Source organism: Faecalispora jeddahensis (genome assembly GCF_000577335.1).
Classification (GTDB): Bacteria; Bacillota; Clostridia; order Oscillospirales; family Acutalibacteraceae; genus Faecalispora; species Faecalispora jeddahensis.
Genome location: NZ_CBYL010000005.1, coordinates 62,793 through 78,503, shown reverse-complemented (window position 1 = coordinate 78,503; position 15,711 = coordinate 62,793). Strand labels below are relative to the sequence as shown.

General features: G+C 55.7%; 13 protein-coding genes. 7 read left to right on the top strand and 6 right to left on the bottom strand.

Annotated elements, in window-relative coordinates; genetic code table 11:
• Nucleotides 1–50: 50 nt before the first annotated feature.
• The gene (locus TY09_RS03335; protein ID WP_042431199.1) at nt 51–1,220 is read right to left on the bottom strand and encodes an iron-containing alcohol dehydrogenase; all 1,170 of its coding nucleotides are present in this window, start codon (nt 1,218–1,220) and stop codon (nt 51–53) included.
• A gap of 244 nt (nt 1,221–1,464) precedes the next feature.
• Between TY09_RS03335 and TY09_RS03330 the strand changes: the two genes are divergently transcribed.
• The 3 genes from TY09_RS03330 to TY09_RS03320 all read left to right on the top strand — a co-directional run bounded on the left by TY09_RS03330 (nt 1,465) and on the right by TY09_RS03320 (nt 4,298).
• Nucleotides 1,465–1,872, top strand: coding sequence for a MerR family transcriptional regulator (locus TY09_RS03330; protein WP_020072177.1), 408 nt, complete (start codon nt 1,465–1,467; stop codon nt 1,870–1,872).
• A 75-nt stretch (nt 1,873–1,947) separates the two neighbouring features.
• Nucleotides 1,948–3,408 (top strand): FAD-dependent oxidoreductase, encoded by a 1,461-nt coding sequence (locus tag TY09_RS03325; RefSeq protein ID WP_042431288.1) that lies wholly within the window; start codon nt 1,948–1,950, stop codon nt 3,406–3,408.
• Nucleotides 3,405–4,298: a hypothetical protein gene (locus TY09_RS03320; protein ID WP_020072175.1), complete on the top strand. Its 894-nt coding sequence runs from the start codon at nt 3,405–3,407 to the stop codon at nt 4,296–4,298. Before TY09_RS03325 ends, TY09_RS03320 begins: the two co-directional genes overlap by 4 nt.
• A gap of 207 nt (nt 4,299–4,505) precedes the next feature.
• On the opposite strand, the gene TY09_RS03315 is transcribed toward TY09_RS03320, so the two are convergent.
• From TY09_RS03315 to TY09_RS03295, 5 genes are all read right to left on the bottom strand, one after another.
• Nucleotides 4,506–5,492: an ADP-ribosylglycohydrolase family protein gene (locus tag TY09_RS03315; protein ID WP_020072174.1), complete on the bottom strand. Its 987-nt coding sequence runs from the start codon at nt 5,490–5,492 to the stop codon at nt 4,506–4,508.
• Between the two features lie 28 nt (nt 5,493–5,520).
• A complete protein-coding gene (locus TY09_RS03310) occupies nt 5,521–7,044 on the bottom strand; it encodes an extracellular solute-binding protein (RefSeq protein WP_020072173.1) in 1,524 nt (507 codons plus the stop codon).
• A gap of 51 nt (nt 7,045–7,095) precedes the next feature.
• Nucleotides 7,096–8,001: a carbohydrate ABC transporter permease gene (locus tag TY09_RS03305; RefSeq protein ID WP_242841427.1), complete on the bottom strand. Its 906-nt coding sequence runs from the start codon at nt 7,999–8,001 to the stop codon at nt 7,096–7,098.
• Between the two features lie 26 nt (nt 8,002–8,027).
• Nucleotides 8,028–8,963 (bottom strand): ABC transporter permease, encoded by a 936-nt coding sequence (locus TY09_RS03300; RefSeq protein WP_042431196.1) that lies wholly within the window; start codon nt 8,961–8,963, stop codon nt 8,028–8,030.
• Between the two features lie 487 nt (nt 8,964–9,450).
• Nucleotides 9,451–10,458 carry a LacI family DNA-binding transcriptional regulator gene (locus TY09_RS03295; RefSeq protein WP_042431194.1) on the bottom strand — a complete coding sequence of 336 codons (1,008 nt, stop codon included), beginning with the start codon at nt 10,456–10,458 and terminating at the stop codon, nt 9,451–9,453.
• Nucleotides 10,459–10,777: 319 nt separating this feature from the next.
• On the opposite strand from TY09_RS03295, the gene TY09_RS03290 reads away from it, so the two are divergent.
• The 4 genes from TY09_RS03290 to TY09_RS03275 all read left to right on the top strand — a co-directional run bounded on the left by TY09_RS03290 (nt 10,778) and on the right by TY09_RS03275 (nt 15,667).
• Nucleotides 10,778–12,880, top strand: coding sequence for an ADP-ribosylglycohydrolase family protein (locus TY09_RS03290; RefSeq protein WP_042431192.1), 2,103 nt, complete (start codon nt 10,778–10,780; stop codon nt 12,878–12,880).
• A 2-nt stretch (nt 12,881–12,882) separates the two neighbouring features.
• Nucleotides 12,883–14,259, top strand: a complete 1,377-nt coding sequence (locus tag TY09_RS03285; protein WP_042431190.1) for an acyclic terpene utilization AtuA family protein — start codon at nt 12,883–12,885, stop codon at nt 14,257–14,259.
• Entirely contained in the window at nt 14,256–14,573 is a 318-nt protein-coding gene (locus TY09_RS03280) for a DUF4387 domain-containing protein (RefSeq protein WP_009064556.1), read from the top strand. Before TY09_RS03285 ends, TY09_RS03280 begins: the two co-directional genes overlap by 4 nt.
• Nucleotides 14,574–14,770: 197 nt before the next feature.
• Nucleotides 14,771–15,667: a ribokinase gene (locus TY09_RS03275; protein ID WP_042431188.1), complete on the top strand. Its 897-nt coding sequence runs from the start codon at nt 14,771–14,773 to the stop codon at nt 15,665–15,667.
• Nucleotides 15,668–15,711 lie beyond the last annotated feature (44 nt).

Here is a 15,711-nt window from a genome sequence, read left to right as displayed (position 1 = left end):
CCGGCAAAAGCGAAACGCCCTTTGTTTTGTAGTGGATAATTTGCTGCCGTTTACCGGAAAGACTCCTGCAAAATGCGGATGCTGTCTTCTCTGGAAAGCCTTACGGGGTCGGCCAGGAACAGACCGCCCATGGTTTGTCTGGCGTTGTCCGCGTATTTTTCCAGATTGGCTCCGTCGATCCCATAGTCGCTCATTTTGAGCTCCGCCACGCCGCAGGCAGACTGCAGGTCGCAGAGCGCCTGGACAAAATCCATAGAGGAGGACGCGTCGGTTTTGCCGAGGGCCTTTGCCATCGCGATCAGCCGCTCGTCGCAGGCGTGGGTATTCGCGAAATGTGTATAGTACGCCTTGCTGATCATAATCAGCCCGGCTCCGTGGGGAAGCTCGTGGTGGAACGCGCTGAGCGCGTGCTCCAGACTGTGCTCCGAGGTGCAGGAGGAGAGGGATTCCACCATGCCGGAGAGGGTATTGGCCAGCGCGACGTCGGCCCGGGCCGCCTCGTCTGTTCCGTCTGCCACCGCTTTTGCAAGGCTTTTGCCGACCAGCTCGATCGCTTTCAGCGCAAACAGATCACTGATCGGGTCGGCGGTTTTGGCAAGGTAGCCCTCCGTACTGTGGAACAGCGCGTCAAAGCCCTGGTATGCCGTCAGGTGGGGCGGCACCGTCAGCATCAGGTCGGGGTCTACGATAGAGAGAACCGGGAAGGTCTTTTCATACCCGAACCCGATTTTTTCGTTGGTGTCTTCCTTGGTGGTCACGGTCCAGGGGTCGGCTTCGGTTCCGGTGCCCGCCGTTGTGGTGATCGCCACGATCGGCAGCGGATCGTTCGGCACGGGTTTTCTCTGGCCCGAGCCGCCGGAGACATAGTCCCAGTAATCCCCCTCGTTCGCTGCCATTACCGCAATCGCCTTGGCCGCGTCGATGCTGCTGCCGCCGCCGAGGCCCACCACAAAGTCGCAGCCCTCGGTGCGGGCAAGCGCCGCGCCCTCCATTACGTGCGATTTGATGGGGTTGGGGAGGATTTTGTCAAACACGGCGTGCGACACTCCGGCCAAATCCAGCTGCTCCTCCACTCTGGCCAGGTAACCGTTGGAGCGGGTGGATTTGCCGGAGGAAATCACGATCAGCGCCCTTTTTCCGGGCAGCTTCTGGCTGTGCAGGCTTGAAAGCCGGCCCTTTCCGAATAGAATTTTCGTGGGGACAAAATAATCGAATTGCATTTGAATACCTCCATTTTCTATTGTATCATTTACTTTTGAATAGCCTGACGCAAGTGCGGCGATTTCTTTTCCTGCCTGCACAGGAGAAGGAAATCAATCTCTTTTATTACTATAATCCTTCGAGTATGCTCAAAGTCAAGCCCTTTGCGGCAAGAATTTTTATTCTTGACTTTGAGAGCGCTCTAAGGTATAACGGGAGCAGAGAAACCGACAAATTTCGGATTGTGATCAGGAGGTATTTTCCATGGGAGATACGATTGCGGAGGCATCAAAACACACGGGCCTGAGCGAGCACACCCTACGGTATTATGAAAAGGAGGGGCTTTTGCCTTCGATCGGGCGCGATTCCTCCGGATGCCGTTCCTTTCAAGAGAACGACTACGAGTGGATCGAGGTGATCTCCTGCCTGAAAAACACGGGCATGACGATCCGGGAGATCCGCCAGTTTATGGATTGGTGTAAAGAAGGGGATTCCACGCTGCAAAAGCGCCTGGAGCTGTTTTTGGAGCAGAAGCGCCGGGCCGAGCGGCAGATGCGCGAGCTGGAGCAGCATATTCAGAAAATTGAGAAGAAAATCCGGTTTTATGAAACGGCGGTAAAGGCCGGCACGGCTGCGGTACATATCGGGAAGAGCTGCGACGGCTGCGACTGAGCCATTTTGTTCAAAGGCTCCCCGCGGATGATTATTTTCCATATTTTTGCACAGCCTATCCGTGAGGTGAGCTTTATGCAGTCCATTTGGAGAGAAACATCCGATTTTCGGGAACGCCCGGCCCTTTCCGGGGATATCACAGTGCCCGTCGCCGTCATCGGCGGCGGCCTTGCGGGGATTTTAACCGCCTGCCTACTGCGGCAGAAGGGGATCGAATCCGTCGTGCTCGAGGCGAACCGGATCGGGAGCGGACAGACACAGAATACCACGGCGAAAATTACTTCTCAGCACAATCTGATCTACACAAAGCTGTTTCAGAATTTCAGCGAGGAGGAGGCGAAGCAGTATGCCTCCGCCAACCAGCAGGCCATCGGGCGCTACCGGCAGATGATTGCGCAGGAGCAGATTGACTGCCAGTTTGAGGAGCGCCCCGCTTACCTGTACTCCGTCGATCGGGAGGATATTCCCGCTCTGGAGATGGAGGTGGAGTATGCCTGCAGGGCGGGAATCCGCGCGGAGCTGACGAGAAAGACCACCCTTCCCTTTGAGGTTGCGGGGGCGATCAAGTTCGGCGGGCAGGCACAGTTCCACCCGCTGAAGTTTTTACAGGCGATTTCAGAACCCCTTACAGTGTATGAGAAAACCAAGGCTCTGTCGGTGGAGGGGAAAAACGTCGTGACCGACCGCGGCACCGTAACGGCGGAGCATATCGTTTTTGCGTCGCACTTTCCGTTTGTCAACGCGCCGGGCTATTACTTTATGCGCATGTATCAGGAGCGCAGCTATGCGCTGGCGCTGCGGAACGCTGCGGAGCTCGACGGCATGTACCTCGGCATTGGGGAAAAGGGTCTTTCGATGCGCAACTATGGGGATGCCCTGTTGCTGGGCGGGGGAGATCACCGCACGGGCGAGAATAAGACCGGGGGAAAATACGACATGCTGCGCGAAGTGGCCGCTTTGTTTTATCCGCAAAGCAAAGAGCTGGCCCATTGGTCCGCGCAGGACTGCATGACGCTGGACAGCGTCCCGTACATCGGGCAGTTTTCTTCCTCCACACCGAATTGGTATGTTGCCACCGGTTTTGGCAAATGGGGGATGACTAGCAGTATGGTTTCCGCCATTCTGCTCTCCGACCAGATTGCAGGGGTTGAAAATCCGTTTGCACCGGTGTTTTCGCCGGCGCGCTTTACGCCGAGCGCTTCGGCGAAAAATTTTCTCTCCGGAATGGGGCAGGCCGTGAAGGGCCTTGCCAAGCAAACGTTTTCGCTGCCGGATGCGGACGCGGCCGAGCCGCAGACGCTGCCGGACGGCCACGGCGGCATGGTGATTGCCGACGGGAGAAAGGCGGGCGCCTATAAGGAGGAGCAGGGGGATGTGACGGCGGTTTCGATCAAGTGCCCGCATCTCGGCTGCCAGCTGGAATGGAATCCCGATGAAAAAAGCTGGGATTGCCCCTGCCACGGCTCCCGCTTTGACGCAAAGGGCGGCCTGCTTGAAGGCCCTGCCCAGACCGATCTGGAGGAGATTCCCACATGAAAGCGGCAGGCGGTTTTCAAAAACCGCACGGGTATTTTAAGGGATGGTATTTCAAGCAGCAGAACGGCACCGACACCGTCGCACTGATCCCGGCATTCCACACGGATGACTGCGGGAACTGCTCGGCGTCGCTTCAGGTGATTACAAACGATCGGGTGTTCCACGTGGACTTTCCGCCGCAGGCGCACGAGGCGTCGCAAAAAGAGCTGCCGGTTCGGCTGGGCAAATGCCTGTTTTCAGAACAGGGGATCGGGCTCGACGTGCAAACGCAGGACTGCATTCTGCGCGGGGTACTTTGGTTTGGGCCTCTGACGCCGCCCGCCTGCGACATCATGGGGCCGTTTTGCTGTTTGCCGATGATGGAGTGCCGCCACAGCGTTTTCAGCCTGTTTCATCAGGTGGACGGTTCCCTTTCCATCAACGGCAGGGAATATGTATTTGAAAACGGAACGGGTTATCTCGAAGGCGACCGCGGCGTGTCCTTCCCCAGGCGTTACCTGTGGACGCACTGCGCGTGGGGGCGGAACAGCATCATGCTTTCGGCGGCGGACGTGCCGTGGGGCGGGATGTGCTTTACGGGCTGCACCGGCTTTGTGTACCTGAACGGAAAAGAATACCGGATCGCCACGTACTGCGGCGCGAGACTGCTGTATCTCAGTGAGGATACGATTTTGCTCCGGCAGGGCGATTTGCAGCTGAAAATTCAGCTTCTCAAAAGCCGCGCGCAGCCTCTGCGTGCGCCGCAGAACGGCGGCATGATCCGGCTGATTCACGAGAGCGCCGCCTGCACGGTGCGGTATACCTGCTCTAAGGGAAGCCGGTTCCGGATCGATTTTGTCAGCGATCAGGCCAGCTTCGAGAGCAATTGGGAAGAACGTGCCGCCCCATAACGGCAGCCGAAGAGAGAGGATAGAGCGGCGTCGCTTTAATATCCGGTGTTCTTTTTTCTCTGGGCAAAACAAAACCTCCTATCGTAGTTTCTGTTCTACGACAGGAGGTTCTTTTTGTCATTGTCCGTATTAGGCGGTTCATTTCAAGATGACGCCGGCCCTTTTGGAAATCACTCTTTGGTTATGTCAGGGAATCAGAGGCTCTTCTCAATCAATCAGTTTGGCGAGCTCACCGGCCATTTCTTTAATGTCCAGCCCTTTGGTAAACTGCAGGCAGGTGCCGGTGGGATACCGCGTTTTCTCCACCCAATGAGCCGGTATGGAAGAGGCGCCGTATTTCGCGCCCAGAATGGCCCCGGCCACCGCGCCGATTGTGTCCGCGTCGCGGGCAAAATTGGCGGCCAGCACAACGCCCTCGCGGAAGGTTTCGTTTCGCATGCGCAGGCACGCGAAGGCGGAGGGGAGAGCCTCGGCCGTCGTGGCCCAGCTGCTGGTGTAAAGCTCGTCGTGCAGCGGCATCCAAGCGTCCAGAATGGAACCGTTTGCGTTATCCACAATCTCGAAGGCGCGGTTCATCGCGTGGTAGAACCAGGATTCCTCGGGGATCACCTTCATGATCGCGTCGAAAATTTCTTCCATGCTCGCGTCCGCCATCGCCATAGATACCGCCACGGCCACAGCCTGCGCGCCCCAGATGCCGTCGCGGTAATGGCTGACCGAAGCGTCGATTTCCGCCATTGCGGCGGCGCGCTCCGGGTCGCCCGCGCAGATGATGCCCACCGGGCCAATCCGCATGGCAGAGCCGTCGCTCATGTGAAACGCGTTGTATTTTCCTGAAAGCGGTGGACGGATTCCCTTGCGCAGGTTATTGGCCGCTTCAATCTCACTGGCGCCGCCACGTTTAAATTCGTCCTGCACTGCCACATCCTCCAGCCAGGCCTGCACCACAATGTCGCTGGTCAGGTTCCCGCCGCAGCCGATGAGGGTCTTTGCGGTAAGCAGTGCGAACTCCGTATCGTCTGTGCTCCAGGAAGCACCCTTGTTAAAGTCGGTAGTGATACCGTAATTGGCACGATTTTCCGGTTTGCGTGCGGCATCTCCCAGCGAATCGCCGATTGCAAGGCCCGAAAGAGCCCCGTATGCTTTGTCAAACGCTTTGGCCGGGTTGCCGGCCAGTTCAGATCTTGTTATCATAAATCCTCCATCACTTGTCAGTATTCCTTTAGCCGAGCTTTTCCTTCAGGTATTCCGCAAATTTGTCGCCCCCGGCCTGATTCCATTTCGCCACGAATTCGTCAAAGGCAGAAATCGGCTTGGTTCCGCGAATGATATCGGCGGAATACTCGTCGTACAAAGATTTCATGGCATCCCACTGCGGCGCCAGCTCTTCGGGGATCAGCACGTTGACATCTTCTACGTAGTACTGGTTTGCCAAATCGAGAGAGCTCTGGGCCGCCTCGGTGTAAACCGGCCGCGCCAGAGGCGGGTCGGGGTTGAACTTGTTCGTGGTCACCCAAATGCGCGACCACCACTCGGGGTATTTGTCGGTAAAGACGATCTTGCCGTTTTCAACGTTGTAGTGCTTGCCCTCGATGCCGCACTTGTCGATGATGCGGCCCTCGGGGCTGGCCATAAATTCAAGGAAGGCCCATGCGGCAGCCTTGTTCTTGCTGTCAATGTTGATGCCGAAGCCGCGCTCCTCCTTGGTGACGTCAACCGCCTGAAAGCCCTGCGCCACGCCCTTTGCAGGGGGGAGAACCACAAGGTCGCTGCCGGTGGTCGAGGACATCTTGTTGTTGTAAATCTGAATGACGTCGCCTATTGTGCCGGAGATGACGCCGGCCTTGCCCTCATAGAATTTCTGCTCCAGCACATCCCAGGTGTTGGTCAGGTATTCCGGGTCCAGCAGGCCCTCTTTGTACAGGGCGGCATAGAATTCCAGCTTCTTCTTTTCCGCTTCGGTCGCTCGGGAGAAAGCCCAGCGGCCGTTTTCCTTTACCAGAGTGGCGCTCACGCCGAACGCCTGATTGAAGAAGGCGTTGAGACGGCGCATGTTGCCTTCGCCCGCGTTGTTCGAGTCGTCGGCGGTAATTGCGTACTGCACAAGGCCCTTTGCTTTCATCTCGGTAAACAGAGCGTGGTAATGGTCGATGGTGGGGTCTTTGACGAGGGCGTCATAGCTGTCGAGCTTCTCTGTCAAATCCTTTCTCATCACCGGAACATAGGTGCGCGCCGGGGCCAGCCACAGCAGGTACGGGTAGTTTTTCATGCGGGCCTGGTTGACGGGCAGCATCAGCTCCTTGACATAGGTGGAGCCTTCGATGTACGGGGTCAAATCCTCCAGCAGCCCCTCCTGAGAGATGGCCAAATCTCCGCCGCCCTGAAAATAGATGATGTCCGCGTCGATGTCGCCGGTGCGCATCGCGAGCGGCAGAGCGGTGGCGTAAGAACCGGCCGGGGGCTCGACGAACTGAAGATCGATGTACTGCCCGTGGCCTGCCATTTTCTTTTCGACGGCGTCGCACATGGCGATCACATCTTCCTCTGTGGGCAGAACGTCCTTGATCAGAGCCTTCACCGTTACGGGAGCGTCCTTGCTGCCGATTTCCGGCCAGGGGCCGCTGCCCGTGGGCGCCGACTGCGGTTCGGAGGCGGTGCCGGACGCCGTGTTTGCGGAGCTTCCGCAGCCGGTAAAGGCTGTAGCTGCCATTGTCATGGCCAATATAAGCGCAATACTCTTTTTCATGATTCTCCTCCTAATGATTGTTCTTGATTCCCGGTTAGAACGCTGAAAAGATCAGCCTTTCACCCCCCCTGCCATCACGTCTTTCGTGTAGTACTTCAGTACCAGAGGGAATAATACGAGGATTGGAATGATTGCGATGACAATGACTGCATAGGACAATGCCGTATAGTCAATCTTGGCCAGCTCGTTGTAGTTGAGCAGATTCTGCGCGCCGATCAGCGTGGTGGTATCGCCCTCCACCAAAAACTTTCGCAGAACCACCTGCAGCACGCTGTCTTTGAGCTTGCTGATGTACACGCCGGAGCGCAGGTATTCGTTCCAGCGGACGACGGCGTAAAACATGGTGAGCGTTGCGATGCCGGAGCGGCACAGGGGAGTCGCGATGGAAAAAAGGGTGCGGATATGGCCCGCGCCGTCGATTTTGGCGGCCTCGTAAATCGAGGGGGGAATTTCCTCAAAATAGCGCATCATGATGATCAGGTAATAGACGTTGACGGCCAAAGCCAGAATCACAGACCAGCGGCTGCCGATCAGGCCCAGATCCTTTACCACGAAATATTCCGGAACCAGGCCGGGGTCGAACAGCATCATGATGATGAAGAAAACCATAAAGGCCCGTTTGCCCACCAGATTCGGGCGGGTCAGCACATAGGCTGCCGAAATGGTCAGCAGCATGTTCAGCGCGGTGCCCACCACGGTGATAAACACGGAGGTAATCAGGGACGGCACCAGCACCGGGTTGCTCATAATGATCTGATAGTTGATGAAGCTGAACCCCCGCGGAAGAATCTCCAGCCCCTTCATCTGGGCGGACTGAGCGGGGTCGGAGAGAGACTTTGCGACGATATGCAGCAGCGGGATCAGAATGGTCAGGATAAACAGGCCCATGATGAGGATCAAAATCAGCTGACCAACGCGGAATTTTTTACGCAGCTTTGCTTGTTTCAATACAGACACCTCCAACTGAAATGCGCGTTCGGGTGTTACCAAACGCCCTGCCCGGTCAGGCGCTTTGACGTGACGTGGGTCAGCAGTACCAGAATCAGCCCTACTCCGCCCTTGATCAGGCTGACCGCGCAGGCCAGCGAGTATTGGCCGTTATCGAGGCCCAGGCGGTAAATGTAGGTATCCAGAATATCCACCACGCTGTTGACCGCCGGATTGGTAAAGTTAAATACCTGGTCAAAGCCCGCCGTCATAAAGAACCCCAGATTCAGGATGAACACGGTGGTCATGGGGATGACCAAAGCCGGCAGAATGATTGCGCGGATGACCTGCGCACGGTTTGCGCCGTCCATGTCTGCGGCTTCAAACAAGTCGGGGCTGATATTGATGATCGCCGTGAAGAAAATGATCGAATCCCAGCCGAGGCTGCGCCACGCTTCTGAGAAGAAGAGTACCCACCGGATCGCGCCCTTGCTCGTCATAAAATCGTAGGGCCCGGCGCCGAACCAGCCCAGCACCTGATTGACCGCGCCGCTGGATGGATTGAGGAACGAAATCCAGATGCCTGCAATCACGACCCATGACAAAAGGTGGGGCAGGTAAGACACCGCCTGAATGGTATTGCGTGCCCGGCGGCTTCGGATTTCGTTGAGCAGGATCGCAAACAGGACAAAGAAAGGGAATAACAGTATGTATTTCATGAAGCTGATGATCAGTGTGTTTTTCAGAATATCGGTAAACGCCGACGTGCTGAACACCATATGAAAATATTTGAGTCCCGCCCACTCCCAGGGGCCTCTGGCTTTGTAATTGAAGAAAGCCATGCGCATGTTCCAGATTGGCCACACCCGGAAAATGATAAAATAGAGGATAGTGGGCGCGATCAGCACATACAGGATTTTGTCGGTGCGCATCTGTTTTAAGGCCGCTTTCCATCGATCACGGCGAGACACCGACAGTTGTCGGTCGTTCATAAGGGGAACCTCCTTTAACCATCAATCGCAGACATCATACCAGGGGCGCTTGTAAAATCATTGCAATGATTCATTTTGGGTAAACAGGCCGCGGCTGCGTTAAAAATCCCCGGAACCAATCCATACACGTGCCCTTTGGGGATTCCTGCGGTGCCGCCTTGCCTCATTTTTTCTCAAAATATCCGGCATCTTTGAATTTACAAACAAGACCTGATCTTTTCGTAAAAACAGGGAAAGAGAACCGTGCGTTTCTTTTGTCGCAGATCCGTATCGATCATTGAAGCAAAAGGGAAGAATGATATGTAAAAGCAGTTTAAGAAACCGGTTTATCTGATGGATTTCATTATACAAGGTTTGTTTTACACACGCAATCATTTTATTGCACAAAAATACAGCGGATTTAATATACAATTTACATTAACGCACAAAAATACGTCAATAAATTGATATTTGATCCGCTGTAAAAAGTCGTTTTATTAGGAACCGGTTACTTTCTGGTTGTTTCCCGAAGAACTAAAGTAGGCTGAATGGTCATGTGCCGCATGCTCCCGATGGTACCATTGATAATCGAAACCAGCATGGTGGCGGCCTGCTCGGCCGCTTCCCGCCTGGGTTTCAGCACGGTGGAAAGCGCCGGATCGTATGTTTCAGAGATTTCGATTCCGTCGAAACCGATTACCTCGATTTCGCTCGGCACATGCCTGCCGGCTTCCTTCAGTGCCTTCAGCGCGCCGATGGCGATCATATCGCTGCCGGAGAAAACGGCGGTAAAATCAAGCCCTTCCCGCAGCAGTCGGGTCACGGTTTCCTGGCCGAAATGTGCGGAAAATTCCCCGAAATGAACGAGCTGCTCATCAATTGGAATCCCGGCTTCTTTCAGCACCTGCTCATAGGCCCGGTGCCGCTGAACAGCGCCGGAAACGCCTGCGTTGCCGTCCATATATAAAATGCGGCGGTTCCCGGTGGATAGCAGCTGGCGCATGGCCTGCGCGGCGCCGTATTCGCTGTCGCTGGCGATGCTGGCATCGCATACGTGGTGGTCAAAATTGCGCCCCATCAGCACAAGGGGAATATTGTATTTGGAAAACTGCGCCAAAAACGTGTCGTTCGACACGCCGGAGCAAAGGATGATGCCGTCCACCCGGCGGTCAACCATTGATAATAAATGATGCTTCTCTTTTTCCGGGTCAAAATCCGAATTGCCAAGATACATGGAATATCCGTTCTTGTCCAGTACGTCGCTGATCCCGCGCACCTGGGCGGGGAAAAAATGATTCAGAATATCCGGAACCACAACCCCGATCACGCCTGAGCAGGAGGTCGCTACGCTGCGGGCCAGGGTATTGGGGCGGTAATTCAGCTCTTTTATGGTGGTAAGCACCCGCTTTTTGGTTTCTTCACCCACGCCGGTGGCTTTATTATTGATCACACGGGAAACAGTCGCTTTCGAAACTCCGCAAATCGCTGCAATATCTGCAATACTGTACTTTTGCATGCTTTTCCCTCCAAACGGCCATATCAGGCGGCTCAAATCTTTGCGCCTGCACTTCTTTTGTCCTATTATAAACAAATTGAGAAACAAAAAGCAAGCGGTTTCTTTTTTATTCCCGATTCCCACAGAATTTTAAGGACAATAACCATAGAATTATCGTATTTTTATGGATAACGCCTCTTGAAAAGCAACAAAAGAATGAGTATAATACTGAGTAACCGGTTTCTTAAAGTGTGTCCGCTTTGCAAAGGAGTTTACGTAAAAACAACGGCTTTTGAAGCGGCATTGCTATCAATAAGTGAAACGATTGGGAGGCTAAAAAATGATCAAGGATTATCTCGAAAAGGTTTATTCCGGCTTTTTAGGAATGAACATCGGCATTCGGCTCGGCGCGCCAGTGGAACCGACCATTTGGACCTACGATCGCATCCGAAATACATATGGTGAAATTACGGACTATGTAAAGGACTTCAAAAACTTTGCGGCCGACGACGATGTAAACGGCCCTGTTTATTTTTTAAGAGCGCTGTACGATGACGCGTCTGACCGTCCGCTTGAGCCGCAGGATGTGGCGCGGGCCTGGCTCAATTATGCGCGCGAGGGCGTGGGCATGTTCTGGTGGGGCGGCTATGGCCGCAGCACCGAGCACACTGCGTACCTGAATCTGAAAGCGGGCATCCCCGCTCCGCGTTCCGGCTCGATCCAGCAGAACGGCAAAACGATTGCCGAGCAGATCGGCGGACAGATTTTCATCGATACGTGGGGGCTGGTCAATCCCTGCGAGCCGCACCGCGCGGCGGAATACGGCGCGGCGGCCGCCAGCGTTTCTCACGACGGCGAGGGCGTTTACGGAGCGCGCTTCTTCTGCGCCGCGATCGCAAAGGCGTTTGAGACCAGCGACATCAACGAGATCATGAACGCCGGATTTGCGGAAATCCCGGAGGACTCCCTCTACCGGAAGGTAGCCGACGCGGTGCTCAGTTTCCACGCGGCGCATCCGGACGACTGGCGTGCCTGCCACCAGATGCTGGTAGACGACTGGGGCTACAACAAATACGGCGGAGTATGCCATATTATTCCGAATGCCGGTGTGTGCATTCTTGCGATGGCATACGGACAGGGCGACTTTGCGCGCACGGTGGAGATCGCCACCATGTGCGGGTGGGATACCGACTGCAACGCCGGGAACGTCGGCACTGTGCTGGGTGTGGCATGCGGCATCGATGGGCTGCCGGAGCGCTACCGCGGCCCGATCAATGACGGTCTTGTGCTTTCCGGTATTTCCGGTTACCTCAATATTCTGGATGTCCCCACCTACTGCAAAGAGGTCGCTGCTTTGGGCTACCGCATTGCGGGGGAAGAGATGCCCGCCGAAATCAGCGATTCCTATCGTCTGGGCGAGGTTCATTTCGATTTTGAGCTGCCCGGCTCCACGCACAATATGCGCGTGTCCGACCCATTCTTCTGCCGCACCTGGCATTCCACCGAGCAGGCGGCCAGCGGCACCGGCTCTTTGAAAGTTCTGGTAGACCGCATGGAGCGCGGCCATCAGTGCAAGCTGTTTTATAAACCGTTCTACCGCCGCGACGATTTTTCAGATGAGAGGTACAGCCCCGTCTTTACGCCGACTGCCTACCCCGGCCAGACCGTTTCCATGAAGCTGTATCTGGACCAGTGGAACGGCTGGGAGACCATCGGCATCGCGCCCTATGTGCGTACCACCAGCGACAAAAAGGATCATCTGCAGGGCTACATCAAGCTTCAGCAGGGCAAATGGCTGGATGTCTCCTTCCAGATTCCGGACACCGACGGGGACATGGTGGATGAGGCCGGTATCGTGATTGAGGGCTACTCCCCGGCAAAATCCAAAACGCTCGGCATGCTGTATCTGGATGATTTCTCGATCACCGGGAAGAGCGAGTACCGCGTTGCCCTTGCAAAGCAGAAAACGGAGTTCGGCTGCGTGACGCCCTTCTCGTTCGACCACGGCGCGTGGGATTTGGATGGCAGTCAGCTGTTCCTGATGCGCTGTGAACCAGCCTTTGCCTATGCGGGCAATTACTACGCGGCGGATTACACCGTCACGACCCCGGTCACGCCGCTCAATGGCGACAGCCACCTGCTTACCATTCGCGCGCAGGGCGCGATGCGCGGCTATGCCGGGGGTCTTGCCGCGGACGGAACCGTGAAGCTGTACAAAAATGATTTCGGCTACCGCGAGCTCAGCAGCGCCGCGTTCGAGTGGGAACAGGAGCAGGCTTATGAGCTTTCGCTGAAAGCCGTTGGGGATACAATTACCCTCTTGGTCAACGGGAAAGAAATGCTTTCCGCCAAAGACGACTCTTACCAATACGGCATGTTCGGCTGCGGTTCGCTGAGCATCGGCCGCACCGCCTTTGGAGATTTCACCGTAAAGGAGGAATAAACATGAAAGAGCTCAGGCTGCTTTCCCCATGTGGAATCCTGGGGTATGGATTCCCGGAAAGCTCTTTTCTGAACGGGATGGCAATGAATCCCGACGCGATTGTGGTAGATGCGGGCAGCACGGACGCCGGCCCCCACAAGCTTGGGGCGGGGGTGGCGATCGTCAGCCGCCGCGCCTGCAAAAAGGATTTGGAGATCATGATCACAAACGGCGCCAAGGCGAAGATTCCGGTTGTGATCGGTTCGGCCGGTGGAGCGGGGGGCCGCGTACACGTGGAGTGGACGCTTTCGATCATTGAGGAAATTTTGAAGGAACACGGGCTCCAGCATCTGAAGCTTACCGTCATTTGGGCCGATATAGAGAAAGAGATCGTCAAGCAGCGCCTGAGCGAGGGGAAAATCGACCCGCTTGGCCTGACCGTGGGCGAGCTCACCCCGGAGCGCATTGAGAAAACAACGGGGATCGTGGCGCAGATGGGCCATGAGCCGATTGTGCGGGCGCTGGAACAGGGAGCGGACATCATCGTCTGCGGCCGTGCCTACGACCCTTCACCCTTTGCTGCTGTGGCCGTGTTCCATGGGTTTGATATGGCCTATGGCTACCACGCGGGCAAAATTCTGGAATGCGCGGCGCTGTGTGCGCAGCCCGGTACCACCAAGGACTGCATGCTTGGCATTATCCGAGAGGACGGTTTTATCGTGACTCCGCTTTCCAAAGACCGGGTCTGCACAAAAACGTCGGTTGCGGCCCATACCTTTTATGAGAAGGATCATCCCTACCTTCTGCACGGCCCCGGCATTGTGCTGAATCTGGAGCACTGCACCTTTACCGAGCTCGAGGACGGGCGAAGCGTTTTTGTCACCGGCAGCCGGATCGAAAGAACCGATCCTTACCGCATCAAGCTGGAGGGAGCCATGCCGGTAGCGTTCCGCACCTTTGTCGTGGCTGGTATCCGCGACCCGCTTTTGATCGGCCAGCTGGAAGAGGTGCAGGATAAAGTAAAAGCACAGGTGCGCGACTATTACAGCGATGTGGACGAAAAGGATTACAAGATCAACTTTATCAATTATGGCATCAACGGCGTGATGGGCGAGATGGAGCCCTGTCGAGATCTTCCGCATGAGGTGGGCGTAGTGTTTGAGGTGATCGCCAAAACGCAGGAGCTGGCCGACACCGTCTGCTCCTCGGTTCGCTCCACGTTCCTGCATTACGGGTACGAAGGCCGTAAATCGACAGCGGGGAATCTGGCGTTTCCGTTTGCCCCGAGCGACGTGCCTTTCGGCAGGGTATACGAATTTTCTCTGTACCACCTGATGGATGTGCGGGACGGGGAAGAGATGTTCCCCGTGGAAGAATGGAAAGGGGGCGGCGCACGATGAAAAAGCGGCTGTATGAATGCGCGAAGGTGCTGCGCTCCAAAAACAGCGGGCCTTTCGAAATCACGCTGGATTGCCTGTTTGACGACGAGCAAATCTACCGGAAGATCAAAGAAAGCGGTATCATCAACCGTGCGTTGGTGGCAGAGCTGTATCACATTCCCGAAGATTTGATTACCAACATCGTGTTCTTTGACCCCGCACTCGGGTTCAAAATCACATTTGCCCGCCGGATTTCGTCCGGTACCAGCTTCGACAGGGACGTATACGGCGCGCAGCAGCACGCCCCGCTGATGGAGCTGCTGGTAGAGGTATAAGGGCTGGCTTACCTGCTGCGTCTTTTTAGGAAGTGAAACGGAAAGAAAGGAACGCCGCACAGTAGCACGCGCTTTAAAACAATCATCGGTTTCTTCCCCGCCTGCGGTGGGGAAGAAACCGTCGTAGTTGTATCGGCCCATTCTAAAGTGAATCGACGATAAAACAGTGCTTTGCCGGAAAGGAAGGAGGAAACCGAATGAAAATCCTGAACTTCGGTTCGCTCAATATTGATTTTGTCTATTCTGTGGATCACATCGTTGCCCCTGGCGAAACGATCTCCTCCACGCAGCTGAATGTCTACCCTGGCGGGAAAGGGCTGAACCAGTCGGTCGCGCTGGCCCGGGGCGGCGCTGCGGTGTTCCACGCGGGAATGCTGGGGGAAGACGGCGGAATGCTCCGCAAAACCTGCGAGGAAAATCACGTGGATTTCTCCCTGATCCGTACTGTGGGGGAGCGCAGCGGCAACGCGATCATTCAGGTGAGCGCCAAAGGGCAGAACAGCATCGTTCTGTTCGGCGGGGCCAACCGAAAGAATGAGAAAGCGTATGTCGACGAAGTGCTCTCTCATTTTGGAGCGGGCGATCTGCTGCTTCTTCAAAATGAGATCAACCTGCTTAATTATCTCATCGAGCGCGCGGCACAGCGGCAGATGAAAATCGCGCTGAACCCTTCCCCGTACGACGATGCAGTGCAGCAATGTGATCTTCACAAGGTACACTGGCTGATGATGAACGAGGTTGAGGGAAGCCAGATCACAGGCGAGCGTGAGCCCGATGCCATACTGGAACAGATTCAAAAGCGCTACCCGCAGGTTCACACTGTACTGACTCTTGGAAAAGACGGGGTGATCTACCAGGCCGGCCGGCAGCGCTTTCACCACGGTATTTACGACGTTCCCGTGGTGGATACCACAGCGGCGGGGGATACCTTTACCGGTTATTTCTTCTCCGGGGTTGCAAGGGGCGATTCCCCGCAGGAATGCCTGCGGCTTGCGTCCATCGCATCCTCTCTGGCGGTTTCCCGCAAGGGGGCGATTCCCTCCATCCCATGGCGGGAAGAGGTGCTCAGCACAGAGTTATCCCCCGTAACATGAGCCGAATCGCTCATTCTTTTCTTTGCCATAAAATTTGGAGCCCA